Raw genomic sequence first — 23337 nt, forward strand, 5'->3', positions numbered from 1 at the left:
TGGGTTTGCGGCGAACACAAAACTAATGTGGGAGCGGGCTTGCCCGCGAAGAGGCCTTCGGGGTCAATACAACTTCTGAACCTTGTTATCATCAAGCATCGACACTTTATCTGTCGGCCTGGTCAACAAATTATTGAGCGACTGGTCAAACTTCTGCAATGCCCTTACTTGCACATTCTGTTGTTCGTTAATGTCGGCGACAATCTCTTCGCTGCGTTTAAAGTCTGCCCATACAGGACTTAGAGCCTTCGCATCATACCCTTTTGCAGTGCCGATATAACTCAGGTTCTTATCGTAGAAGTCCACGCTGACATTGGCCTCGATGTCCGAACTGCGCGAGGTGATCAACTGGCTGCGGCTGTCGACGACGGCCACCACATCCGGTTTCGCCGCCTGCAGGCTTTGCATGTCCGGGTACACCGTGACCGATCCAAATTGCCGTTGCAGGGAGGCCTTGACCCAGTCCACCGCCAAATCGGGTTTTGACGTGGCCACATAGGCATCATGGATCGACTGCACCAGCAGGCTCTGGCCGAAACCGGTGCCGGCATTGGCCTGGTAGTCCTGCAGGTAGGCGCGGTTGGCCTGGGTATTGCGGCTATAGACAATGCCAAGTGTGACATCGCTGCCGTTGGGTATGCGCGTTGCACTGCTGCGACCCACCGGTTGCGTAAAGATACCCTCCAGCGGAGTCACCGCTGAAGGTGCCGTGGGAATTGAGCAACCGGTTATCAGGACGGCCATGGTCAATGTACTGACGAACGCAAGTTTCATGGTGTTTCTCCAGTGAAACAACTTCGGTCGGAAAGTTACAGTTGCCGTATGAGGACGGCAGTCACTCCAGACTAAACCGTGTGTTGCTGATTGAAATAGCCAATCTATGCACTTATCCAATAGACAATAGTTTTGTTTGGTTTAACGGAGCGCGGTTAATTGCCTGAAGATATAAAGACGCCCAAATCAAGAGTTTGGGCATTTTTATTTATGGCTACAGGTTCGACGATCAGTTTTGCAAGGGGATCAACACTTTCTCGTCAGGTGACAACACCATGAACACCAACAGCTTCGCAGGTTTGGTTTTGCTGGCATTTTTCGAGACCAGATGTTCCGAACCGGCAGGTTCGTACCAATACTCGCCAGCCTTGTAAGTGACCTCTTTTTCGCCCTTCACCTGGGAAGTGATCGATCCCGAAAGCACATAGGCCATGGCGGTACCGTCGTGTTTGTGGGCGATGGACGCTTGGCCTGGCTTGTAGTCGACCTCAATCATCAAGGCCTTTTTCCCTGGGGCGTTTTTCAGCATTTGGTCTTGCAATACCGTGACCTTTTCCGATGGGTCACCGGCTTCATGGGCAAACGCCGAAGCGCAAACGGTCAAGGCAAGGGCAGCGAGAGAGCTGCGCAAAAGGTTCATGGTTCATCACCTGCAGTGGTTGGTTGTCAGGGACCAATCTATTGCGCCAGGGGCGATAAACAAACAGCCAATTTTACCGAAGGCCAGGGGACCAATGTGCGGCGCTGGAATGAAAAAGATCGCAGTCCCCGGAACGTTTGCAGAGGTACCCATACTCTGCAAACGCGGCCAAGGACTGCGATCTTTAACCGTGTCTTATCTGATCGGAAAGCTGTTGAAGTCGACGGCGTTGGCCAGCTGACAATCGATCAGGTCAATGAAGCCTTGCACCTGGGGGTTGTTGAAATGCGATTGCATTGCCGATTCCGATTGCCAGTGGGCGCTGACAGTCCAGCGATTACTGTCCTCAGGGCAGCGGTCGACCATATAGGATTCACAGCCCGGTAGTTCGCGCAGGGTATCGACAATCTTTTGCAATTTCTGACCCAGTTCTTCCGAGCGACCGGCAACGGCCTGCACCTGTACGGTATTGATCACTTTGTAGGACATTGGCTCACACTCCTCATTGAGGGATAACGCCTATGCAGGATAGGCCTGCACCTCCGGACCACCAATAGCCAATCGCGGGATAAAAACGCAGACCAATCCATCAGGCAACCTGCTGCAAAATGTCCCTGAGACGGTCCAGGGCGATGTCGATGTCCAGGGTCTCGATAGCGCCAAAACCCAGGAAAAACCCCGCCTGGGGCGCCTGCTGGTAGAAAAAACTGTCAATGGCATAGAGCCCGACTTCAACCTTTTTCGCCAGCTCGATCACCAGTGGCACGTCGATCGCTACCTTGCACAGCACCACCATGTGAAAGCCCGCTGCGGTCGGCACCGCTTCAAGCCAGGGTGCGAGATCACCGGCCATGCGCGCCAGGATCCGCTCACGCCTGCCCGCGTAGATCGTATGGCAGCGACGAATGTGCTTGAGCAGGCAGCCTTCGGCGATGAATTTGGCCAGCGCCCACTGGGGCAGGGTGGAGGTGTGCAGGTCGGTGAGTTGCTTGGCGCGCACCACCGCCTCGAGAATCGCCGGCGGCAGGATCGCGTAACCCAGGCGCAGTTCTGGCAAAAGTGTTTTCGAGAAGGTCCCCACATAGGCGACGATCCCGCGCTCGTCCATGCTTTGCAGCGAGTCCGTGGGGCGGCCTTCGTAGCGGAACTCGCTGTCGTAGTCGTCTTCGATGATGATCGCTCCCAGTTCATGGGCGCGAGCCAGCAGTGCAACGCGGCGCTCCTGGCTCATGGGCATGCCCAGCGGGAACTGGTGCGACGGGGTGACGTAGATCAGCCGCGTACCGAGGGGGATTTTCTCCACGACAATCCCTTCGGCGTCCACCGGCACGCCAATCACCGTGGCGCCATGGGTGCCGAACAACAGGCGCGCCGGCGGATAACCGGGATCTTCCATGGCGACGATGCTGCCCGCTCGTATCAGCACCCGGGCAATCAGATCCAGCGCCTGTTGCGCGCCATTGCACACCACCACGTCCTCGTCCTGGCAATTGACCCCGCGAGAAAAGGCTATGTGCTGCGCGATGGCATTGCGCAGCGCCGGCAGGCCCTCGGGCAGGCTGTAGAAGCCCTTCGACGCGGCGATCTGGCGCAAGGCGTGGGACGTGCAGCGTCGCCAGTCATCCTGGGGAAACTGGCCCTTGCTGGTGGCGCCGCCAATGAAGTCGTAGCGCAGCGAGCCTTCGAGCGTCGGATGACGCAGGAACACCGGCAGGCTACGCCAGGATTCGATCACCTCGAAGCCGGCCAGCTCCCTATGGCTTTGTTTGCGCTCGATTTTGGATACGCGGGCGTTGACGTAGGTGCCTTTGCCGATCACCCCGGTGAGGAAGTTTTCATAGGTCAGCTGGGCATAGGTATCGGAAATGGTCTTGCGCGAAATGCCCAGTTGTTCGGCCAGCAGGCGGCTGGGAGGCAGTTGCGTCCCGGCGGCCAGGCGACCCGATTCGATAGCGCTGCGCAGTTGCGTGTACAACTGGCCCGCCAGGTCCTTGCGTCCGTTAATGACAACGTGTAGTTCCATACCGGCAAGGCTCCATGGCGATTGAGGCGCGTGTGCGTTACGCCAGATTACCCTCAACTGGCGTTTATGCAGTAGTTGCGTGGCGTAAAAACCGCCAATTGGTCTGGGCCCAGGTGGTCCACGGAAATTTCGCGCAATTGGATATGTAACGCAGCGTTAACAACGTCTACCTTGGCGGCATATCGACGCCATATGAGGTCACGCCATGACCCTCCGCCTGGATTATTACAGCGCCTCGCCCAAGGCGATGAAAGCGCTGATCGCCATGGAAGCCCTGACCAGCAACCTGAGTATCGAGCCGGCGCTGCTGCACCTGATCAAGATCCGTGCTTCGCAGATCAATGGCTGTGCGTTCTGCACCGATATGCACTCGGTGGACGCACGGCGCCTGGGCGAAACCGACCGCCGCCTGTACTCCATCGTGGTCTGGCGCGACAGCAACTTCTTCAACCCGCGCGAGCGCGCCGCCCTGGCCTGGACTGAAGCGGTGACGCTGCTTTCGCAGGACCACGTGCCAGACGCTGTCTACGAGCAAGCCAGGGCTCAGTTCAGCGAAGGTGAACTGGTGGACCTGACCATTGCTGTCACCACCATCAACAGCTGGAATCGACTGGCCGTGAGTTTTCGCCAGACCCCCAGCGCCTGAACGGCTGTCACACGTCGTTCATGTACCTTGCGCAGGATGGTGCTCCCAGTGAAAGATCGACAGGGAGTCATCAATGTCATTCATGGAAACCCGGGGCGACCAGCCTGTAGCGCAATATCCCACACACCTCGATACGACCGCCTCCTGGCGCACCCGCGCGGCGCAGATCGATCCGCTGCTCGCGCAGTGCTTCAGCGTGATCGCCCGGTGCGGCTGCTTCATGCAGGCATCGCGGCGCCTCAACATCAAGGCAACCCGGTTGCGCAAGCATTTGGCACAGCTTGAAAAACAGCTGCGGTGTTCGCTGTTCAGCCCATCGGAGAATGGCCTGGTACTCAGTCGTGACGGCCTGCAACTGCACAAGCAGCTGACCGCCCTGGCGCATGAACGCGACCTGCCGGTGCTCGAGCAACCTGTGGTGCGCCTGGCGGTGGCCGAGACGATCCTGCACGACATCCTCGGTCGCGATCTGGTGGCGTTGCTGCGACGCAATGCCAGCACGCGCCTGGACATCATTACCCTCGACAGCGAATTGTCCCTGCAGGCGGTCAGTGCCGATGTCGTGGTATGGATGACAGGCATCGGCTCGCCAACGCCGGGACCGAGTTTTGCCGTCGACGAGCCCAGATGCCTGGCGCGGCTCGACTATCTACCGCACATCGCCAAACGCTATTCACGAGTCGCCGCGCGGCCGGCCGGTCTCGATGACCTGGCCGATTTCATGCTGGTGCAATGGCAGCATGATCGACAGATCGACAGTTTTCGGTCCTGGAACGACCTGGTCGACCAGCGCCTGGCCGGGGTCGTGCAGTCGCATTCCTATCCACTGATGCTGGAGATGGTCCGTTGCAGCGCCTGCATCGGCCTGTTGCCTGCCTACATGAGCTATTTCGACCGTGGCTTGATCGGTTTGCCGGGGTTGTTCAGCCAGCCGATGCAGCGCCAGGTGTGGCTGGCGGTGAATGCCGAGGCCGAGGGCGATGCGCAGGTGCAGACGATTGTCGAGTTGATCCTCGGCACCTTCGAAGAGCGGCGGGAATGGTTCCTGTAGGAGCGAGCATGCTCCGGGCGGCGTTCCGACGAAAAACCTGGGAGCGCCGCGGGGCATCAGGTATCCCGCGTCATCGTTGACGACCATCGCGAGCATGCTCGCTCCTACAGGGTGTTTTTCCATGTTGGATGCGTTGTAGAGTGAACGGCCATGTCTCTATCAAGGATGAATCACCCATGACCGGCACCGACGCTGTCATAACCCTCGAACGCCTCAATCATTCCCACGTCCCGGGCATCACCGCGCTTTACCACGAACCGGTCGTCGCCCGTCAGACGCTGCAAATGCCGTTTCCATCCTCCGAGACTTGGCAAAAACGCGTGGAGACGGACAATGAGCGGGTCGTGCAATTGGTGGCCCTGCATCAAGGGACGGTTATCGGTAGCATCACCCTGGAACAGTTTCCACGCATCCGCCGCAGCCACGCAGGCAGCTTCGGCATGGGCGTTGCTTCCCAATGGCAGGGCAAGGGCGTGGGTTCGAAACTGTTGGCGGCGGTGCTGGATATTGCTGACAACTGGATGAACCTGCGACGGGTCGAACTCAGCGTGTATGCCGACAACGAAGCCGCCATCAGCTTGTACCGCAAGTTCGGTTTCGAGACCGAAGGGCTGTTTCGCGACTATGCGGTGCGCGATGGCGTCTACGTCGATACCTTGAGCATGGCGCGCTTGCGCCGCATGCCAAAGTGCGATTGATCCATACCACTCGCGCTTTTAGTCGTACGCCGGCGGCGCGCATCTGCCATGCTCAATGTCCGCAGCACCGCTTCAATCAAAGGAACACCGCAATGGACGACGTACGGCAACTGGGCGAGATGCTTCGTCACTACGCAGACAGCGAAGCGCACAAAAAACAGCTGTTCGAGACACAATCGGCCGAGTGGGCCAGGCGCATTGGGGAGTTGTTCGATCAGATCCAGCAGTGGCTGGAGCCGGTTCTGGCACCGAATCTGCTGGAGGTGAGCCGCGAAGCGTATGTCGCGTCCGGGCCGAGTGTTCCGGTGGAGACGTCTACCTTCAAGACTGAAAAGCTGAGCATTACGATCGCCGGCAAACCGGTGGAGTTCGTGCCGGATGTGATGGGTGCCGGTGGGCAGATTTCCCTGGCAGTGATGGGCTTTACCGCTGCGCGCTACGGCAGTGTTTCACTGGTGTGCATGCCATCGTCCAATGGCTGGCAGTGGCGCAAGACCAATGGTCTTAAAGATCCGGATACCTTTGTCTTCGATGCGGATTTCCTGGCGCAGCAGTTGCAGAGCCTGATTCCGCGCGAACGCGGCTGAGTTTTCGCGACACTGTGAATCCCCCTGTGGGAGCGAGCCTGCTCGCGAAAGCGATGAATCAGTCAATATCGATGTCGACTGTCAGCCCGTCTTCGCGAGCGGGCTCGCTCCCACAATGAATGGGTTGTAGGTCAGATTTCGATTTTGCCCCAACCCGGCTTTGGCTCTTCTGGCGCGACCGCGTTTATCCGCTTGCCGGTAGCGGCCTCCACTCGCCGGGCGACTTCCGGGTCATCGGCAAACGGCACCAGGCTGGCATCGTCCAGGCTTTCGGCGGTCTGATGGCGCAAGCAGTATTCGATGGTGCACCACAGGAACACCACCCCCAGGATATTCAACAGGACTTCAGTCATCAGGCTATCTGCGCCTCACTTTCCGCCATCGCCACTTCGGACACCCGTACGGTACGCCACACGTTGTAAGCCATCACCAGCATGCCCGTGAGGAACAACACGCCACCGGCAAAGCGCACCACGAACCCCGGATGGCTGGCCTGCAAGGCTTCGACGAAGGAGTAGGTCAGCGTGCCGTCATCGTTGATCGCACGCCACATCAGGCCCTGGGTGATGCCGTTGACCCACATCGAGGCGATGTACAGCACGGTGCCGATAGTGGCGAGCCAGAAGTGCAGGTTGATCAGCGGGGTGCTGAACATCTGCGCGCGACCGAAGACCTTCGGCACCATGTGGTAAGTCGCGCCGAAGGTGATCATCGCCACCCAGCCGAGGGCCCCGGCGTGCACGTGGCCAATGGTCCAGTCGGTGTAGTGGGAGAGGGCGTTGACCGTCTTGATCGCCATCATCGGCCCTTCGAAGGTCGACATGCCGTAGAAGGCCAGGGACAGCACCAGGAAACGCAGGATCGGGTCGGTGCGCAACTTATGCCAGGCGCCCGAAAGGGTCATCATGCCGTTGATCATCCCGCCCCAGCTCGGTGCCAACAGGATCAGCGACATGGCCATGCCCAGTGACTGCGCCCAGTCCGGCAAGGCGGTGTAGTGCAAATGGTGCGGACCTGCCCAGATGTACAAAGTGATCAGCGCCCAGAAGTGCACGATCGACAAACGATAGGAATACACCGGCCGGTTCGCTTGCTTGGGCACGAAGTAGTACATCATCCCAAGGAACCCCGTGGTCAGGAAAAAGCCCACGGCGTTGTGCCCGTACCACCACTGGACCATGGCGTCGGTTGCCCCCGAATACACCGGGTAGGATTTGAACCAGTCCACCGGAATCGCCAGGTGGTTGACCACGTGCAGCATCGCAATCACCACGATGAACGCGCCGAAGAACCAGTTGCCGACATAGATGTGCCGGGTCTTGCGCTGCACCACAGTGGTGAAGAACACGATGGCGTAGGCCACCCATACCAGGGTCATCCACACCGCGCCGGAGAACTCGATCTCGGCGTATTCCTTGGTGGTGGTGTAGCCCAGCGGCAACGTGATGAGCATCACGACGATGACCGATTGCCAGCCCCAGAACGTGAAGGCTGCGAGCTTGTCCGAGAACAGTCGCACCTGGCAGGTACGCTGCACCGCGTAATAACTGGCGGCGAACTGCGCGCTGCCGGCAAATCCGAAAATCACCAGGCTGGTGTGCAGCGGGCGCAGGCGCCCGAAAGTGGTCCACGGCAGGTCCAGGTTCAACTGCGGCCACACCAGTTGCGACGCGATCCAGACGCCCATCGCCATCCCCACGACGCCCCAGATCACGGTTGCCACGATGAATTGGCGGACGACCTTGTAGTTATAAGCCTGTCCGATAGTTGTTGTGCTCATGCTCAATGCTTCCACGGTTGCAATGACGTGCACTGTAAAAACCGTGGCCAAAACAAAACAGACTCAGGAAAAACTGATTTATGCGGATCAGATCTGCAGCGAGTCAAATTGGACGCCTCTGATTCTGATACGGTTTTTTCATGGGTAGCTGAATCTGTAATGAAAACCGGCACGGGTCCATAGTCATTGCCTCGAAACGAGCCGCAGTTAATGCCGCCCAACCTGTGGGAGCGAGCCTGCTCGCGAAGCGTCCGGCACATTCAATATCGATGTCGCCTGGTACTCCGCCTTCGCGAGCAGGCTCGCTCCCACAAGGGTCGCGCCAGGCATTGGCAACAGAGCCCGATCACTCCTGATGAGGTAGCCAGATGTATCAGTACGACGACTATGACCGGGCACTGGTGTTCGAGCGGGTTGCGCAGTTTCGCGATCAGGTCGAACGCTTCATGGCGGGCGAACTGAGCGAGGAAGAGTTCCTGCCGTTGCGCCTGCAAAACGGCCTGTACATGCAAAAACACGCCTACATGCTGCGCGTCGCCATCCCCTACGGCACCCTGAGTGCCCGGCAGATGCGCACGCTGGCGAGCATCGCCCGGGATTACGATCGCGGCTACGGCCACTTCACGACGCGCCAGAACATGCAGTTCAACTGGATCGAACTGGCCCAGGTGCCGGACATCCTCGAACGCCTGGCCCAGGTCAACATGCACGCCATCCAGACGTCCGGCAACTGCGTGCGCAACATCACCACCGAAGCCTTTGCCGGGGTTGCGGCCGATGAAATGATCGACCCGCGGCCGCTGGCGGAAATCCTGCGGCAATGGTCGACCATCAACCCGGAATTCCTCTACCTGCCACGAAAGTTCAAGATCGCCATCTGCTCGGCCGAGCAGGATCGCGCGGCAATCATGATGCACGACATCGGCCTCTATCTTTATCCCGGTGACGACGGGCAAATGCTGCTGCGGGTCATTGTTGGCGGCGGCCTTGGGCGCACGCCGATCCTTGGCTTGCAGATTCGCCAGGGCTTGCCGTGGCAGCACCTGCTGTCCTACGTCGAGGCGGTCTTACGGGTGTATAACCGCCATGGCCGGCGGGACAACAAGTACAAGGCGCGGATCAAGATTCTGGTAAAAGCCCTGGGCATCGAAGCGTTCGCCAGGGAAGTCGAGGAAGAGTGGACGCATATCAAGGATGGTCCGGCACAACTGACCCTTGATGAGTTTGAGCGCGTGGCCAGTGCCTTCGTTTCGCCGCGATATCGCGAACTGGCGGATACCAGCCTTGAATTCGGCACGCAGCTGGCCCAGGACCCGGCGTTCGCCCGCTGGGTGCTGCGCAATGTACAGGCACACAAGGTATCGGGGTATGCCAGCGTGGTGCTGTCGACCAAGCCGGGCGGCAGCGCACCGCCGGGGGATGTCACGGCCACGCAAATGGAGGCGGTGGCGCAGTGGTCCGAGCATTTCGGTTTTGGCGAGATTCGCATCGCCCATGAGCAAAACATCGTGCTGCCGGACGTGCCAAAAGCCGACTTGTTCTCGCTCTGGCGCCTGGCGTGCGAACACAACCTCGGCTGCGCCAACGTCGGTTTGCTCACCGACATCATCGCCTGCCCCGGGGGGGATTTCTGTGCACTGGCCAACGCCAAGTCGATCCCCATCGCCCAAGCCATTCAAGCGCGCTTCGAAGACCTCGATTACCTGCATGACCTGGGCGACATCAGCCTCAACATCTCCGGCTGCATGAACGCCTGCGGTCATCACCACATCGGCAACATCGGCATTCTGGGTGTCGATAAGAACGGCAGCGAGTGGTACCAGATCACCCTCGGTGGCGCCCAGGGCAAGAACAGCGCGTTGGGCAAGGTCATCGGCCCGTCGTTCAGCGCTGCGCAAGTGCCTGGGGTAGTCGAACAGATCGTCGACACGTTCGTGCGTTACCGCGAAAGCGAGGAGCTGTTTGTCGATACCTTGCAGCGCATCGGCCTGGAGCCGTTCAAAGAGGCGGTTTATCCGTCAGCGCTGGAGGTGTCGGCATGAACAATCTGTTGTGTTTGCAAGAGGGCGGGGCACGGATTGTCGAGGATGATCCCTGGACGCTGGTTCGGGATCTTGAGGCGCCGTTGCCTGAGGGCCAGGTGATTTTGCCGCTGGCCCGCTGGCTGGAAAATCCGCAGCAAAACGCAATCTGGCTGGGACCTGATGATGAGGTGGAAGGCCTTGAGCTGTGGTTTGGCCAGTTGCGGTTGATTGCCCTGGATTTCCCGAGTTTTCGCGACGGTCGGGCCTATAGCCAGGCCTATTTGCTGCGCACGCGATTGGGCTGGAACGGTGAGTTGCGCGCCGTGGGTGATGTGTTGCGTGATCAGCTCAGTCATATGCGCCAATGTGGGTTCGACAGCTTTGCGGTGCGTGAAGACAAATCCGCCGAGGATGCGCTCAAGGGGCTGGCGGGGATGAGCGTGTCGTATGGGCGCTCGGTGATTGAGCCGCGACCGTTGTTTCGGCGGCGCTGACGTAAATTACGCATTGGCAGGGCTGACGCTTTCGCGAGCAAGCCCGCTCCCACATTTGATCCTTGGCATTCACAAAATCTGTGACCCACACAGATCCAATGTGGGAGCGGGCTTGCTCGCGAAGGGGCCATTGGATCAGCCCCCGATCACTTCAACGCCGGATCCCCGATGTTTATTTTCTTCCAGCCCTGCAACAGCACCTGGGCCTTCGGTTCCTGGCCGTTATCGAGGTAGTACTGGATCAGCGACAACCGCGCATTTCGGTCGGCTGGCTGCACTTTCAACAGCCTTTCCAGTTCTTCGCACGCGGCATCGATCTCGCCGCTGTCATGCAGGGCCACCGCCAGCACATAGCCGTATTGTCCGCTCTGCGGTTCCAGTTGCGCGGCCCTGCGCAGGAAGGGCATGGCCTGTGCGGGTTGGCCGGCACGCACCAGCGCCAGGCCCTGGGTGTGTTGCAGCAGAGCGGCGTCGGGGTGTGCCTTGAGGCTTTGCGCCAGCAGCGCTTGGGCTTCCTGGCCGCGACCATTGGCTTCCAGCCATTGCACCAGTGTCACCAGCGCCGGATAAAAGTCCGGGTCGCGCTTGAGTGATGTGCGCAGCAAGCCTTCGACTTCGCCACTGCGACCGCTGGCCTGATACAGCATGGCCAGGTTGAGGTTGGCTTCGGCGCGTTCGGCCAGGCTTTTTTGCACGTTCTCATATTCGGTGATGGCCGCGTTCCAGTTGTCTTGGGCCGCGCCCAGGCCATTGCGTGCCACGCTGAGCAAATCCCGGGCCGCGGCAATGCGTACAGCCTTCACCGGATCGCTCAGCAACGGTATCAACAGCGGCGCACGCTCCGGCGGTGGCAAGAACGCGCTGATCGCCCGTACGGCGCTTTCACGCACTTGCGGCGCCGGGTTGCTCAAGTCCCGGGTGGCCAGTTTCAGCGCCTGTTCGCTGGGGTACAGCGGTAATTCGGCGAGCAGTGTCGCCCGTTGAATCGCCGGCAGGTTGCTGCGTTGCAGCTGCTCGTACAGGGCTTCTGCGGCGCCAGGCTGGCCATTGCGGATCAGCCACAGGCTTTCGTCGTAACGCGGAGCCTGCGCGGCGGTGGAGGTGTTCCAGAGTTTGAACTGCTCGGTGACCTTGTCACCGGCCTTGCCCTGGTGACAAGTCAGGCAGGCGTCCGGCGTACCGAGTTTTTTCGCCCGCTCGGGGTTGGGGATGCTGAAACTGTGGTCGTGCCGAAAGTCATTGCCCATATAAAACTTGCCGGGCATATGGCAATCGATGCACTGCGAACCTGGTTGGCCCATGGTGTGACGGGTGTGTTCGATGGAGTCGTAGTTCTTCGCTTGCAGGCCTTTGCCATCGACACCTTCGACGGAGGTCTTGCCAGCCGTGTTGTGGCATTGCAGGCAAACGCCATTGCCCGGCGCCTTGAGTTCGGTGCTGTGGGGGTTGTGGCAGTTGCTGCAGCGCACGCCCTTGTCGAACATTTTGCTCTGGGCGAACGAGCCGTGTTCGAACACTTCATCCTTGATTTTGCCGTCAAGGGCATACAGTTCACGGGTCAGGGCGCTTGGCAGGTAGTCGTCCATCAGGCGCTTGCCAACGGTAAAACCGTCGCCCAGTGGCGCACGACGCGAGTGACAGCGGGCACAGGTTTCAATCTCGACGGTCGCGTTCTTGTCCTTGAGGTCGACGGCGAAACCCGAGTGGATCAGATCGCCTTTTTTCGCCGTCCATTGCAGATGATTGGAGGCCGGGCCGTGGCAGGCCTGGCAGCCGACGCCAAGGCTGTTCCACTGGCTGTCGAAGGTGTTTTTCGCGGCATCGAAATTGCGCTTGTATCCGGTGGTATGGCACTCGACGCACATGAAATTGGCGTTCTGGCTCGGCTTGCTCCAATGCAGCGGGTCCTTGAAGGTCACGCCCTGGCCTGGATAGAGATGAAACCAGCGGTGCTTCTCGGTATCCCAGGCGATGCCGAGGGCTTGCAAACGACCTTCACCGACCTCGATCAGGTATTGCTGCAAAGGGGCGATGCCAAAGGTGTAGGCGACCTTGAAGTCGGCATTCTTGCCGTCGATACCCGGCGTGTTGACCCAGAATCCGTCTTCCTTGCGCGAAAACCGGGTGGTTTCGTTTTCGGCCTTGAAGGTGACGTTGTTGAAGTCGCCGAGCATGGTCTGGGCGTTGGCCTCCTGCATCGCCAATTGGTGATGGGAACCTTGCCAGTCCTTGACCTTTGCACTGTGGCAGCCTTGGCATTGCTGTTCGTCAACCATCGTTGCCGGCGCCACGGCGACGGGTTGCGACGGCGGCTTGACGGGTTGCGCGACAGGCGTGTTGACCGGCGCATAGGTCAGCGGAGCGGGTTGGCTGTGCAGCAGAAACCAGCCGATGCCCGCGACCGCCAGCAACAAGACGCCGATGGTGACGGGGAACAGGTATCGGTGAATCAGGGTCGGTTGCGCATCAGGGTTTGGGTTTGCTGCTTTATTTTTATGTTTCGGCATTACGACTTCCGTAGTCCAGGTGCGTTTGCCGCAAGGCGCGCGTACAAGCTTGATGCAGCTTTGCTGGATGGCCGGCGTCTGTCAAATGGTTGCGTCGGGGCTGATGTCCTCTTCGCGAGCAGGCTCGCTCCCACAGTGGATTGTGTCTGCACACAAATCCTGTGTTGGACAAAGATCAAAGGTGGGAGCGGGCTTGCTCGCGAAGGCGGCCTGACAGGCGATACATTATTCCCCGACAAACCAGCGGAAATACGGATTCCCGCCATCCCCGCGCATCACCCAAAGTCAGGTCGGCAAAAATACACTGATCCCGGTGCTTATCGTTCCCACGCGGCGCATGGTCGCCGCATCCGGCCAGGACCACTGCGACAAACGTTCATTGCGGTCCTGCGTCACACTTTTTTATTGCACTTGCTCGGGTGTGGCGGCATCGAACGGATAGATCCGGCGCCATTCGGCAGCCATGTCGACAACGGTCCAGCCACGGGTTTTTGCTTCGTCCAGAGCCTTGTCCAGACGGCCGAACTGCGATTGGCGGTCGTAGGCCCATTCACGCTTGGCGTCGGTGTGATGCACCAGCCCCATGAAACGTTTGCCGGTGCCGGCCGCAGTCCACTGCAGCATTTGCAGGTCGCCGTCGGAGTTGCCGAACGCGAGAATCGGTCGACGCCCGATCACGGCGTCGATGCTCACCGGCTTGCCCGGCCCGTCGTCGTTATGCGCCAGTTTCGGGGTGCGCAGGATCGACGCTTGGCCATCCTTGTACTCAAACGAGGTGACGAATGTGGTGCCGATCACCTGCTCGGGGGGGATGCCGTAGACCTTTTCGGCGAAGGCGCGCATGAAGCCGGTGTCGCCACCGGAAACGATGTAGGTCTTGAAGTCCTGGCTGCGCAGGTAGTCGAGCATTTCCAGCATCGGCTGAAAGATCATTTCAGTGTACGGCTTGCCGGTTTTTGGGTGGCGGGCCTGGCTCAGCCACGTCTTGGCGTAATCGTCGAAGGCTTCGGTGGTCATGCCGGTGTGGGTTGCACCGAAGATTTTCATCATGCCTTCAAGGCCGCTGGCGGCCAGGGCCTGGTGATCGTTTTCCAGCACAGCCTGGAATGGCTGGGTGGTTTTCCATTCCGGATGCGCCGCCGCCGTACGCTTGACCTCCTCCAGGGCAAACAGCAATTCGAAGTACATCGGCTGCTCGCTCCACAAGGTGCCGTCGTTATCGAACACGGCGATACGGTCCTCGGGTTTGACGAAGTCCTTGCTGCCTTGATCGGTCACCGCCTCGACGAATTCGATGATGTTCTTTTTCGACGGGCCGTCATTCCATGACGGCAATGGTTCAGCGGCCTGGACCAGCATTGGCAGGCTCAGGGCCAATGCCAGCAGCAGCTTTAACCCGTGGAACTGGCGGTGTGCTTTCAGGCTCGTCATGGGAAATCCTTCTCGTGTACGGGGTTGAGTGGTCGTAGTGCGCTAGCAACTGATTCTTGATTGTTTTCGGCCTGACTATGCAGCGTAGCCAAGGATTGCCTGAGTTGGAGCAGTGCCGATGTTCTGGGTGAAACGCAGCCCCCGGCGCAGTTCATCGAAGTTCAAGCCACGGCACGCAGGCACGAGGCAAAGCCCTGACCATCAACAACTCCACTTGCTTGTTTTGTTTGAATCAACCCACGGCGTTATTCCACGGCCGTGATGTCGTCGAGTTTCCAGCTCTTGTCGAAATAGGGCAGGGTCGGGGCATACAGGCGGAAATAGCTGAACCAGTGTTTGCCCGGCAGGGTTTGCACCCAGTTAGCTTCAAAATCTTTGGGTGCGGTGGGGCCGAAATACAGGTCCACCGAGCCATCAGCGTTCATTTTCAGATCCTGGCGCGACGACAGGTCGGCCTTGCGCTGTGGGTTGTCGATCAGGCAGCGGCTGTCGATGTCGTACACGGTCATCGACCAGAACTGCTTGGCCGGCGGGTTGGCGCCGACGTGCAGCCGATAGTTCTTGGCGCCGTCGAGCCAGTTGCCCTTGGCGTCGGTATAGGCCCCCAGGTAGGTCTGGCCCAGCCCCGGGGTTTTCGACACCATGCCTTTGGAGTTGCCTACCGCCTCGTAGAACCAGGCGCTGCGTTCCCACAACTGGTCGTAATAGGCCAAGCGCTGGGACGGATCGGTGACGTTCAACACCTTGTCCCACTGGCGATCCGGCCAGTATTGGGCGCCGGGGAAACGCTTGGCGAAGGTATTGGCCTTGGCGATCAGCTCGCCGGCTTGTGCACCTTGTTCAAGTGCCTTGCGTTGATGGTCATCAGGGTTGAAGGGCTTGTCCTTCTCGATGCCCAGGCTGGCAAGCATGGCCATGTAGAAACGATCACGTTCATTGACCGGCTCCTTCTGTAGGATCTGGTGCAAGCGCTCCCAGTACGCCATTGCCCGTGGCTGGGTACCGGACCAGGCTTTGCCGCCGGGGGAGAGCAGTCTGGTCTGGCCAGGCTCGGCTCGCTTGGCGTAGGGGTACATCCTGAGTTGCTCGATCAGCGCCTTGCCTTTGGCGGGGTCGGGATCGAGCAAGCGAAATCCGACCAGCACGTTCATGGTTTGCGACTTGGCCAGGTAATACTTGCCAGCATCGGCCGGTGGCTCGGCGCCCGGTGGCAGCACCAGGTACTTGCCGCCCTTGCCTTTGTCCGGGCCGGTCTGGCCCATGTCGATGATCGCCCGTTGCCAGAAATCGCCAACACCGCCCGCGGTCGGTCCGGCGGGCAACTCGATCACCAGCGGACCGGTTTCATTGAGATCGACGAAACCAAGGATGTAGGGCGTGGTAGCGTTGGCGGTAATGACGCCGAGCTTGTCTTCGTAACTGTCGAGCATCATCAGGTCGCCACTGCGGGCACCCAGCTTGTCGCGGAACTCCTCCTGCCATTGCGCGTACGACACCAGCGGCAACGCCCACAGATAACTCTGCGTGGCTTGCTGGAAATCCAGTTCGGCATAGAGTTTGGCGATGGATTCATGGGCCGGCAGTTCACCTTCCATGACGATCTGGCCGATTCGGGTATCCGGGTCCTGGGCTCCGACCCCGCAACTGACGAACATCGTCATCAGGCTGAAACCGGCTGCGCGAATGGCTCCATGCATAGGGGGAGTTCCTTATTTGCCGAAGGTGGCGTTGAGGCCGACAAACAGCGTGAATTGCGGCATGCCATCGCCTTTCTTCTCGACGGTCCATTGCGGTTCGATGAAGGCGTTGAGGATATTGGACCCGTCTTTCCACACTTTGCCACCACCCAAGCCGAGTGGGATGTAGTGGGTGTCGTTCTTCAGGTCGAACGTCCAGATGCCGGTGGAGCGCAGGTACCAGCCCTTTTCCAGGTTATGGATGATGAAGGGTTGCATCGTTGCGCTTTCGACGTGGGGCCGGTCGTTGTCACCGGCGAACGAACTCTGGTATTGCACCAGCGCGCCCAGCAGCCCCCGTGGCGAAGAGTCGATGGCGATTGCAGCGAGGCCGCCTTGCCATTTGCCCGTGCCGAGCTCGTCCTGATCGGCAGTGGGGGCGGTTATCATCGGGCCGATGCCCAACTGCACGCCTTCAGTCTTCACCAGGAAAATATCGAACAGGTTCAGGTCACCTTCGCCGGTGCTGTAGCCACTGTTCGGGTCCGGGTGGGTACTGATTGGCGCCGTGGCGCGGATCAATTGCGGCACGCCGATGTAATCGTTGGGCGCAATCGGCAGCGTGCCGCGTATCAGCAGGTCATTGGTATGGATATTGGAGTCGTAGTACCTGGGCGTGTAGTAGTCCTGAGCGCTCATGCCTGGCGCGAAGTTCAGCGGGTTGTTGCTTTTGTTGGCGGTCTCGGCATTGTCCGCCTGGGCGCACACAACAGGCGCAAGCGAAGCCACCAAAAGACAGGCGTGGATCCCCATTTTGTTTGTCATGATTCCCCAATTCCATGGTGGCTCATTTGGACAACCCGGCACTTGGTGGCCGTTACGACGTAGTCTCTTTGCCATGAAGTCTGTAGGACACGTCTCTTGAAACTAGCAGCAAAATGGGGGTTAGCCAGTCCAAGGGATTAATTCTTTGGTTTCTTGTACTGAAAAGTTAATGCCAATCAATGGGTTGGAAAACACCAAGCCCGTCATCGGTATGAGCCAATGGCGGGCTTGTGGTTTTTTTGTAGGAAGTCGGTAGAGGTGGCGAAGGAGGATCAAGGTTATCCAGACTCCGCTACCCAGCTGTCATCATGAGGATCGATAGTGAAATCTCAGCATTTCTTCCCCAGCCCAAATGCCCGCTCTTCCTGCTCGCGCAACTCGGGCGTTAATTCCTCGCCGAAATCCTCCAGCTCGAACACCTGGCGAATCTCGATTTCGGCTTCGGTGCCTGGCATCGGGTTGGGGCAGCGCTTGACCCATTCGATGGCTTCTTCTTTGGATTTCACTTGCCACAGCCAGTAGCCGGCGATCAGTTCCTTGGTTTCGGCGAAGGGGCCGTCTATCACCGTGCGCTTGTCGCCTTCGAAACGTACACGGGCACCTTTGCAGCTCGGCTGCAGGCCTTCGCCGGCGAGGAGGATGCCGGCCTTGGCCAGTTCTTCATTGTAGTTGCCCATGGCCGTCAGCAGTTCGGTGCTGGGCATGATGCCGGCTTCGGAGTCTTTGCTTGCCTTGATGATGATCATGAAACGCATGGTGTAGTCTCCGCTGGAGTGGAATTGTTCACTTATAGTCGAAGGATCACCGGCTGAATCGACAGCGATGGGTCAACATATTCCTGGATACCCCACCGAACCCTGTAGGAGCTGCCGCAGGCTGCGATCTTTTGATGTTGCTTTTGAAAGGTGCATCGAAGATCAAGATCAAAAGATCGCAGCCTGCGGCAGCTCCTACGGGGAAGTGCGGCGTGCGCCGGGTTTGTGCACCGACACATGACAATTTGTATCCACCCCATAGGTCGCCGGAGCATTTCGTGGTTAACTTCTGCCTCTTCAAGATTCTCTACACCAACGTTCAGAAGGACTCCGTTCATGGCTCAAGTCACTCTTAAAGGCAACCCGGTTCAAGTCAACGGCCAACTGCCTCAAGCCGGTTCCAAGGCGCCAGCCTTTTCCCTGGTTGCCGGCAATCTGTCCGACGTCACCCTGAAAGACTTTGCCGGCAAGCGCAAAGTGCTGAACATCTTCCCAAGCATCGATACCCCGACCTGCGCCACTTCCGTGCGCCAGTTCAACGCCAAGGCGAGCAGCGTCGACAACACCGTTGTGCTGTGCATCTCCGCTGACCTGCCGTTCGCCCAGGCCCGTTTCTGCGGTGCCGAAGGCCTGGAAAACGTGCAGAACCTGTCGACCCTGCGCGGTGCCGAGTTCATCGAGAACTACGGCGTTGCCATTGCCGACGGTCCGCTCAAGGGCCTGACCGCCCGTGCCGTGGTGGTCCTGGACGAGAACGACAACGTGCTGCACAGCGAGCTGGTCAAGGAAATCGCTGAAGAGCCGAACTACGAGGCTGCACTCGCTGTCTTGAAATAAGTACGGTTTTACAATTGTTAACGGCCTGGCCCTGTCCAGGCCGTTTTCATTTGTGTTTCAGTGTCTTGGATATATCTCCTGTTACGTAAGCCGAAGGTAAATTGCCGGTAAAGGCGCTTTGCTTCAGACCCGCCAGTGCTTATCGTTCAGCCTCATGTAAAACAAGCCCACGCGCCCAATGGTTGATCACTCAATGCAATCCTCTGCTTCCCGTAGTCCCCGTCGCTGGCTGTTTGGCCTGCTTGTCCTGTTGGTCATCGCTGCCCTGTGCTGGAAGTTCTGGCCAGGCAGCGCTGCGCCGAAAGAGGGTGCGCAGCCAAAAGCCGTGGCCGGCCACACTGGCAGGTCAGGCGGGATGCGACCAGGATTCGGTGGCGCGGCAGGGCCGGTTCCGGTGCGCGTTGCGCCAGCGGTCACAGGGGATTTCCCGCTGTATTACAAGGCGCTGGGTACGGTGACGGCGCTGAACACCATCAACGTGCGCAGCCGTGTCGGCGGTGAGCTGATGAAGATCTATTTCGAGGAAGGGCAGATGGTCAAGGCTGGCGATTTGCTGGCAGAGATCGACCCGCGCCCCTACCAGAACGCCTTGCTCCAGGCTGAAGGTACCTTGCTGCAGAACCAGGCGCAGTTGAAGAATGCCCAGGTGGATGTCGAGCGTTATACCGGCCTGTACCGCGAGGACAGCATCGCGAAGCAGACCCTGGACACCGCCGTAGCGCTGGTCGGTCAGTTCCAGGGCACGGTCAAGACCAATCAGGCGGCGGTCAACGACGCCAAGCTCAACCTCGAATTCACCAAGATCCGCGCACCCATCACCGGACGCGTTGGCCTGCGCCAGCTCGATGTTGGCAACCTGGTAGCGGCCAACGACACCACGGCGCTGGCGATCATCACCCAGACCCAACCGATCAGCGTGGTCTTCACCTTGCCGGAAAACAGTCTCGATGTGGTGCTGGCACGCTATCGCAGCGGTGCCAAACTGCCTGCCGAAGCCTGGGATCGCGGTGATACCAAGCTGCAAGCCACCGGCGTACTGCAGAGCCTGGACAACCAGATCGACGTCACCACCGGTACCCTGAAATTCAAGGCACGATACGAGAACCGCGACCAATCGTTGTTCCCCAACCAGTTCGTCAATGTGCGCCTGCTGGCGGACACCCTCAAAGGCGTGGTGCTTGCGCCATCGGCGGCGATCCAGTTCGGCACCAACGGCACGTTCGTCTATGCCCTGGACGGCGACAAGAAGGTCAAGATCCGCCAACTGAAGATCGGCGCCAGTGACGGCGAAAACACCGTGGTCACCGAAGGCCTTGCCGCCGGTGATCGTGTGGTGCTGGAAGGCACCGACCGCCTCAAGGACGGCAGCGACGTGGAAGTGGTCAATGAGCCGCAGCAAGTCCCGACCAGTCCCGCAGGCCACCTGCAGGGTAAATCGGCGGCCAACGCGCCTGAGCCGGCTGTTGCGGACAAGGCGAAAAAGGGCGGCGCATGAATCTCTCGCGGCTGTTCATCCTTCGCCCGGTAGCGACCACCCTGAGCATGCTGGCCATTATCCTGGCTGGCGTAATTGCCTATCGCTTGTTGCCGGTGTCGGCCTTGCCTCAGGTCGATTACCCGACCATCCGCGTCATGACCCTGTATCCCGGCGCGAGCCCGGATGTCATGACCAGCGCCGTGACCGCGCCGCTTGAGCGACAATTCGGGCAGATGCCCGGCCTGACCCAGATGGCGTCCACCAGCTCCGGTGGCGCTTCGGTGCTGACCCTGCGTTTCAGCCTCGACATCAACATGGACGTCGCTGAACAGCAGGTGCAGGCGGCCATCAATGCCGCGACCAATTTGCTGCCCAAGGATCTACCGGCACCGCCGGTGTACAACAAGGTCAACCCGGCCGACACCCCCGTACTGACCCTGGCCATCACCTCCAAGACCATGCTGTTGCCCAAGCTTAATGATCTGGTCGACACCCGCATGGCGCAGAAAATCGCCCAGATCAGCGGCGTCGGCATGGTCAGCATTGCGGGCGGCCAGCGCCAGGCCGTGCGGATCAAGGTCAATCCCGAGGCCCTGGCGGCCAACGGCCTGAACCTGGCGGACGTGCGCACCCTGATCGGCGCATCCAACGTCAACCAGCCCAAGGGCAACTTCGACGGCCCGACCCGGGTCTCGATGCTCGATGCAAACGATCAACTGACCTCGCCCAAAGACTACGCCAACCTGATCCTGGCCTACGCCAACGGCGCGCCGCTGCGGCTCAAGGACGTGGCGGAGATCGTCGACGGTGCCGAGAACGAACGTCTTGCAGCCTGGGCCAACGAAAACCAGGCCGTATTGCTGAACATCCAGCGTCAGCCCGGGGCCAACGTCATCGAGGTAGTTGACCGAATCAAGGCCTTGCTGCCGAGCATTACCGACAACCTGCCGGCTGGCCTTGACGTCACGGTGCTCACCGACCGCACCCAGACCATTCGCGCTTCGGTCACGGACGTACAGCACGAACTGCTGATCGCCATCGCCCTGGTGGTGATGGTGACCTTCCTGTTCCTGCGTCGGGCCAGTGCCACGATCATTCCGTCGGTGGCCGTGCCGCTGTCGTTGATCGGCACCTTCGGCGTGATGTACCTCGCCGGCTTCTCGGTCAATAACCTGACCCTGATGGCCCTGACCATCGCCACCGGTTTTGTGGTGGACGATGCGATCGTGATGCTGGAAAACATTTCCCGGTTCATCGAAGAGGGCGACAGTCCGATGAACGCGGCGCTCAAGGGCGCCAAGCAGATCGGTTTCACCCTGATCTCCCTGACCCTGTCGCTGATAGCCGTGCTGATCCCGCTGCTGTTCATGGCCGACGTGGTGGGGCGGCTGTTCCGCGAATTCGCCATCACCCTGGCGGTGGCTATCCTGATTTCCCTGGTGGTGTCCCTGACCCTGACGCCGATGATGTGCGCGCGGCTGCTCAAGCGTGAACCCAAGGAAGCGGAGCAGGGGCGTTTCTATCGAGCCAGTGGCGCGGCAATTGATTGGATGATCGCAGCTTACGGGCGAAAGTTAACGTGGGTTCTCAAGCATCAGCCGCTGACGTTGCTGGTGGCCGTCGCCACCCTGGCGTTGACCGTGTTCCTGTACATGGTGGTGCCCAAGGGGTTCTTTCCGGTGCAGGACACTGGGGTGATCCAGGGCATTTCCGAGGCACCGCAGTCGATTTCCTTCGCGGCGATGAGCGAACGTCAGCAGGAACTGGCCAAGGTGATCCTGGCTGACCCGGCGGTGGAGAGCCTTTCGTCCTACATCGGCGTCGACGGTGACAACTCGACGCTCAACAGCGGCCGTCTGCTGATCAACCTCAAGTCCCACAGCGACCGAGACCTGAGCGCGATGCAAGTGATCGCTCGCTTGCAACCGGAACTGGACAAACTGGTCGGTATTCGCCTGTTCATGCAACCGGTGCAGGACCTCACCATCGAGGATCGGGTCAGCCGAACGCAGTACCAGTTCAGCATGTCGTCGCCGGATTCCGAACTTCTCACCCTGTGGAGCGGGCGCCTGGTCGAAGCGTTGGCCCAGCGGCCAGAACTGACCGATGTCGCAAGCGACTTGCAGGACAAGGGCTTGCAGGTCTACCTGGTGATTGATCGCGACGCCGCGTCGCGGGTCGGGGTATCGGTGTCGGACATCACCGACGCGCTGTACGACGCCTTCGGCCAGCGGCAGATTTCCACCATCTACACCCAGGCCAGCCAGTATCGCGTGGTGTTGCAATCGCAGTCCGGCGAGAAGATCGGCCCACAGGCGCTGGACCAGATCCACGTCAAGACCGGCGATGGCGGGCAGGTGCGCCTGTCCAGCCTGGCGCACGTCGAAGAGCGCCAGGCGCAACTGGCGATTACTCACATCGGCCAGTTCCCGGCGGTGATGATGTCGTTCAACCTGGCCCCCGGCGTGGCGCTGGGGCATGCGGTAGAGATCATCGAACAGGTGCAGCAGGACATCGGCATGCCGATCGGCGTGCAGACCCAGTTCCAGGGCGCGGCTGAAGCGTTCCAGGCGTCGCTGTCGAGCACCTTGCTGCTGATCCTGGCGGCGGTGGTGACCATGTACATCGTGCTGGGCGTGCTCTACGAGAGCTATATCCACCCGATCACCATTCTGTCGACCTTGCCCTCGGCGGCCGTCGGCGCGTTGTTGGCGCTGATCCTCAGTGGCAATGACCTGGGGATGATCGCGATCATCGGCATTATCCTGCTGATCGGTATCGTGAAGAAAAACGCGATCATGATGATCGACTTCGCCCTCGACGCTGAACGCAATCAGGGCATGGACCCGCAAACGGCGATCTACCAGGCGGCCCTCCTGCGTTTCCGGCCGATCCTGATGACCACCCTGGCGGCCTTGTTCGGCGCGGTACCGTTGATGCTGGCCACTGGCTCCGGCGCGGAACTGCGCCAGCCGCTGGGCCTGGTGATGGTCGGCGGCTTGCTGTTGAGCCAGGTGCTGACCTTGTTCACCACACCAGTGATCTACCTGTACTTCGACCGCCTCGGTCGACGTTTTGGCAAAACCGACGTTCAGGAGACGGCGGTATGACG

20 protein-coding genes are annotated in these 23337 nt (G+C 59.7%); 9 read left to right on the forward strand and 11 right to left on the reverse strand.

Annotated features, from left to right (window positions below):
* Positions 1 to 63: 63 nt before the first annotated feature.
* The 4 genes from HGP31_RS14605 to pdxR all read right to left on the reverse strand — a co-directional run bounded on the left by HGP31_RS14605 (position 64) and on the right by pdxR (position 3437).
* The gene (locus HGP31_RS14605; RefSeq protein WP_168758035.1) at positions 64 to 774 is read right to left on the reverse strand and encodes an ATPase; all 711 of its coding nucleotides are present in this window, start codon (positions 772 to 774) and stop codon (positions 64 to 66) included.
* A 229-nt stretch (positions 775 to 1003) separates the two neighbouring features.
* Complete coding sequence (locus HGP31_RS14610) at positions 1004 to 1414, reverse strand: cupin domain-containing protein (protein ID WP_168758036.1); 411 nt, start codon at positions 1412 to 1414, stop codon at positions 1004 to 1006.
* Between the two features lie 195 nt (positions 1415 to 1609).
* Positions 1610 to 1903, reverse strand: coding sequence for an antibiotic biosynthesis monooxygenase family protein (locus HGP31_RS14615; RefSeq protein WP_020800790.1), 294 nt, complete (start codon positions 1901 to 1903; stop codon positions 1610 to 1612).
* A gap of 100 nt (positions 1904 to 2003) precedes the next feature.
* On the reverse strand, positions 2004 to 3437 hold the full coding sequence (gene pdxR, locus HGP31_RS14620) for a MocR-like pyridoxine biosynthesis transcription factor PdxR (protein WP_168758037.1): 1434 nt from the start codon (positions 3435 to 3437) through the stop codon (positions 2004 to 2006).
* A 205-nt stretch (positions 3438 to 3642) separates the two neighbouring features.
* Between pdxR and HGP31_RS14625 the strand changes: the two genes are divergently transcribed.
* The 4 genes from HGP31_RS14625 to HGP31_RS14640 all read left to right on the forward strand — a co-directional run bounded on the left by HGP31_RS14625 (position 3643) and on the right by HGP31_RS14640 (position 6419).
* Positions 3643 to 4083, forward strand: coding sequence for a carboxymuconolactone decarboxylase family protein (locus HGP31_RS14625; protein ID WP_168758038.1), 441 nt, complete (start codon positions 3643 to 3645; stop codon positions 4081 to 4083).
* A 73-nt stretch (positions 4084 to 4156) separates the two neighbouring features.
* The gene (locus HGP31_RS14630; RefSeq protein ID WP_168758039.1) at positions 4157 to 5134 is read left to right on the forward strand and encodes a LysR family transcriptional regulator; all 978 of its coding nucleotides are present in this window, start codon (positions 4157 to 4159) and stop codon (positions 5132 to 5134) included.
* A 176-nt stretch (positions 5135 to 5310) separates the two neighbouring features.
* Positions 5311 to 5832: a GNAT family N-acetyltransferase gene (locus tag HGP31_RS14635; RefSeq protein ID WP_020800753.1), complete on the forward strand. Its 522-nt coding sequence runs from the start codon at positions 5311 to 5313 to the stop codon at positions 5830 to 5832.
* 92 nt (positions 5833 to 5924) lie between these two features.
* The gene (locus HGP31_RS14640) at positions 5925 to 6419 is read left to right on the forward strand and encodes a hypothetical protein (RefSeq protein WP_168758040.1); all 495 of its coding nucleotides are present in this window, start codon (positions 5925 to 5927) and stop codon (positions 6417 to 6419) included.
* Between the two features lie 131 nt (positions 6420 to 6550).
* Here HGP31_RS14640 and HGP31_RS14645 read toward each other — a convergent pair whose 3' ends face one another.
* Both HGP31_RS14645 and ccoN read right to left on the reverse strand, forming a co-directional pair.
* Complete coding sequence (locus HGP31_RS14645; RefSeq protein ID WP_020800755.1) at positions 6551 to 6772, reverse strand: hypothetical protein; 222 nt, start codon at positions 6770 to 6772, stop codon at positions 6551 to 6553.
* Positions 6772 to 8199 (reverse strand): cytochrome-c oxidase, cbb3-type subunit I, encoded by a 1428-nt coding sequence (ccoN, locus tag HGP31_RS14650; RefSeq protein WP_020800757.1) that lies wholly within the window; start codon positions 8197 to 8199, stop codon positions 6772 to 6774. Before ccoN ends, HGP31_RS14645 begins: the two co-directional genes overlap by 1 nt.
* Positions 8200 to 8567: 368 nt before the next feature.
* On the opposite strand from ccoN, the gene HGP31_RS14655 reads away from it, so the two are divergent.
* Entirely contained in the window at positions 8568 to 10241 is a 1674-nt protein-coding gene (locus tag HGP31_RS14655) for a nitrite/sulfite reductase (protein WP_168758041.1), read from the forward strand.
* Positions 10238 to 10717: a DUF934 domain-containing protein gene (locus HGP31_RS14660; RefSeq protein WP_033042880.1), complete on the forward strand. Its 480-nt coding sequence runs from the start codon at positions 10238 to 10240 to the stop codon at positions 10715 to 10717. The genes HGP31_RS14655 and HGP31_RS14660 overlap by 4 nt, the downstream gene beginning before the upstream one ends.
* Positions 10718 to 10863: 146 nt before the next feature.
* Here the strand turns inward: HGP31_RS14660 and HGP31_RS14665 are convergent, their stop codons facing one another.
* From HGP31_RS14665 to HGP31_RS14685, 5 genes are all read right to left on the reverse strand, one after another.
* Positions 10864 to 13224, reverse strand: coding sequence for a tetratricopeptide repeat protein (locus tag HGP31_RS14665; RefSeq protein ID WP_168758042.1), 2361 nt, complete (start codon positions 13222 to 13224; stop codon positions 10864 to 10866).
* Between the two features lie 402 nt (positions 13225 to 13626).
* A complete protein-coding gene (locus tag HGP31_RS14670; RefSeq protein ID WP_168758043.1) occupies positions 13627 to 14655 on the reverse strand; it encodes an HAD family hydrolase in 1029 nt (342 codons plus the stop codon).
* 245 nt (positions 14656 to 14900) lie between these two features.
* Positions 14901 to 16352: a DUF1254 domain-containing protein gene (locus HGP31_RS14675; protein ID WP_168758044.1), complete on the reverse strand. Its 1452-nt coding sequence runs from the start codon at positions 16350 to 16352 to the stop codon at positions 14901 to 14903.
* Positions 16353 to 16364: 12 nt separating this feature from the next.
* Positions 16365 to 17156, reverse strand: a complete 792-nt coding sequence (locus tag HGP31_RS14680; RefSeq protein WP_020800093.1) for a hypothetical protein — start codon at positions 17154 to 17156, stop codon at positions 16365 to 16367.
* Between the two features lie 329 nt (positions 17157 to 17485).
* Positions 17486 to 17911: a YciI family protein gene (locus HGP31_RS14685; protein WP_168758045.1), complete on the reverse strand. Its 426-nt coding sequence runs from the start codon at positions 17909 to 17911 to the stop codon at positions 17486 to 17488.
* A gap of 336 nt (positions 17912 to 18247) precedes the next feature.
* Between HGP31_RS14685 and tpx the strand changes: the two genes are divergently transcribed.
* The 3 genes from tpx (at position 18248) to HGP31_RS14700 (ending at position 23335) form a co-directional block, all read left to right on the forward strand.
* Positions 18248 to 18748, forward strand: coding sequence for a thiol peroxidase (gene tpx / locus HGP31_RS14690; protein ID WP_110752204.1), 501 nt, complete (start codon positions 18248 to 18250; stop codon positions 18746 to 18748).
* Positions 18749 to 18926: 178 nt separating this feature from the next.
* Positions 18927 to 20243 (forward strand): MdtA/MuxA family multidrug efflux RND transporter periplasmic adaptor subunit, encoded by a 1317-nt coding sequence (locus HGP31_RS14695; protein ID WP_033039774.1) that lies wholly within the window; start codon positions 18927 to 18929, stop codon positions 20241 to 20243.
* Entirely contained in the window at positions 20240 to 23335 is a 3096-nt protein-coding gene (locus tag HGP31_RS14700; protein WP_033039776.1) for an MdtB/MuxB family multidrug efflux RND transporter permease subunit, read from the forward strand. Before HGP31_RS14695 ends, HGP31_RS14700 begins: the two co-directional genes overlap by 4 nt.
* Positions 23336 to 23337 lie beyond the last annotated feature (2 nt).

The sequence above is a fragment of the Pseudomonas umsongensis genome, from assembly GCF_012647205.1.
GTDB lineage: Bacteria > Pseudomonadota > Gammaproteobacteria > Pseudomonadales > Pseudomonadaceae > Aquipseudomonas > Aquipseudomonas umsongensis.